A 2,065-nucleotide genomic window follows, 5' to 3' on the forward strand; every position below is an offset into this window, starting at 1 on the left:
AGAGTCATGGCGGAGCCATGCCGACTGACGACAACGCAGGAGACGGAGTCGCAGGGCGTCGCGAGCCCAGCAAGATCCACCGGACAGGCCCTAGGACCCGGGCCGAGGGCTGGCACGGAGCCGTGTCGGAGAGGAACCGAGGATGCGTGAGATTCTGCCGGCGCTGAACCGGTGGTACGCGGCGGGCGAACCGTTCGGGCTGGCCACGGTGGTCTCGGTGAGCCGCAGTGCACCGCGTGGTCCGGGCGCGGCGATGGCCGTCGGCCCGGGCGACGAGGTCGTGGGAAGTGTTTCCGGCGGCTGTGTGGAGGGCGCGGTCTTCGACCTCGCCAAGGAGGTCATCGCCGACGGCGAGGCACGGTTGCAGACGTTCGGATACAGCGACGAGGACGCCTTCGCGGTGGGGCTGACCTGCGGCGGGGAGATCACACTGCTCGTGCGGTCCGTGTCGCCGGGCACCGACGAGACGTTCGGCGCCGTCGCCGAGTCCGTTGCCGCACACCGGCCCGTGACGGTGGCGACGGTGACCGACGGCCCCGCGCCGCGCGGTGCCGCACTGGCCGTGTGGCCGGACGCGGTGTCCGGTTCGCTGGGATCGGCGGGCCTGGACGTCGCGGTCGTCGCCGACGCGCGGGGCGAGCTCGCGCAGGGTGCGACGGGGCTGCGGCACTACGGGCCCGAGGGGCAGCGCCGCGAGGACGTTGTCACCGTGTTCCTGCATTCGTTCGCGCCGCCGCCGAGGATGCTGGTCTTCGGGGCGATCGACTATGCGGCCGCGGTCGCCCGGATCGGCGACTTTCTCGGCTATCGGGTGACAGTGTGCGATGCGCGTCCGGTGTTCGCGACGCCCAAGCGCTTCCCCGAGGGCGTCGAGGTCGTGGTCGACTGGCCGCACCGCTATCTGCACGGCACCGAGACGGATGCCCGCACCCTGATCTGCGTCCTGACGCATGATCCGAAGTTCGACGTGCCGCTGCTGGAGGAGGCGCTGCGCCGGCCGGCCGCGTACATCGGGGCGATGGGCAGCCGACGTACGCATGACGACCGAATGAAGCGGCTGCGGGAGTCCGGGCTGGATGACGCGCAGTTGGCCCGGCTGCGTTCGCCGGTCGGGCTGGATCTCGGGGCCCGTACACCGGAGGAGGTCGCCATCTCGGTGGCGGCGGAGATCGTCGCGCTGCGCTGGGGCGGAAGTGGCGCTCCGCTGACGGCGACCGCCGGCGCGATCCACCCTTCCGGGCCGGACCCCGGCCCAGGCCGGCGGGACCCCGGATGACACCGTCCGGACCCCGGATGACGCCGTCCGGGCCCGACCGGGGCCGGGCCCCTTCGTGAGGAGAGGCCGGGCTCTCTCGTGAGGAGGAGCGGAGCATGGAGTTGCAGCACGAGTTCACCGTCCCCGTCCCGGTCGAGGAGGCCTGGCGGGCTCTCCTCGACATCGAGCGGGTGGCGCCCTGCATGCCCGGTGCGACGGTGGAGGAGTTCGACGGCGAGACGATCACCGGCACCGTGAGGGTCAAGGTCGGCCCGATCTCGCTGACGTACCGGGGCACCGCTGTATTCGACGAGAAGGACGAGGCGGCGCACCGGATGGTGCTGACCGCGGGCGGGAAAGAAGTCCGCGGTCAGGGCACAGCTCGGGCCACCGTCACGTCCACGCTCGCCGGGGCCGGTAGCGGTACGGCCGTGTCCGTGCGGACCGATCTCGCGGTGACGGGGCGGCCGGCCCAGTTCGGGCGGGGCGTGCTGGCCGAAGTCGGCGACAAGCTCGTCGGCCGGTTCGCCGACTGTCTGACCGAGAAGCTCGCCGAGTCCGCCGCCGGACCGGACGGCGCTCCTGTCCCGCCGCGCGACGAAGCGGCGGAGACCGGGCCCGCCGAGGCCGAGCCGATCGATCTCGTACGGGCCGCGGGCTTTCCGGTCGCCAAGCGGGCGGTGGTGGCGGCGCTGGTGGCCGGGCTCGTCGCCGCTCTCATCGCCGTACTGCTGCGGCGACGGCGCTGACTCTCAGGACGGCCCTGCCCACGTCCCCATGGGCTTCGTTGCACTGCATCATGTGCCGCGG

The 2,065-nt window shown here is 72.6% G+C and carries 2 protein-coding genes; both read left to right on the top strand.

The features are described from left to right. The first annotated feature begins 142 nt into the window (after window positions 1-142). Window positions 143-1,276, top strand: a complete 1,134-nt coding sequence (locus tag ACWGI8_RS43490) for an XdhC family protein (RefSeq protein ID WP_453669054.1) — start codon at window positions 143-145, stop codon at window positions 1,274-1,276. A gap of 95 nt (window positions 1,277-1,371) precedes the next feature. Continuing rightward, complete coding sequence (locus ACWGI8_RS43495) at window positions 1,372-2,004, top strand: SRPBCC family protein (protein WP_453669056.1); 633 nt, start codon at window positions 1,372-1,374, stop codon at window positions 2,002-2,004. The last annotated feature ends 61 nt before the right edge of the window (window positions 2,005-2,065 follow it).

This window comes from Streptomyces sp. NPDC054841 (genome assembly GCF_053611045.1).

What these genes read in the sequence shown, in the direction of transcription:
- ACWGI8_RS43490 (WP_453669054.1), top strand. Translation starts at nt 143, where the DNA reads ATGCGTGAGATTCTGCCGGCGCTGAACCGGTGGTACGCGGCGGGCGAA.
- ACWGI8_RS43495 (WP_453669056.1), top strand. Translation starts at nt 1,372, where the DNA reads ATGGAGTTGCAGCACGAGTTCACCGTCCCCGTCCCGGTCGAGGAGGCC.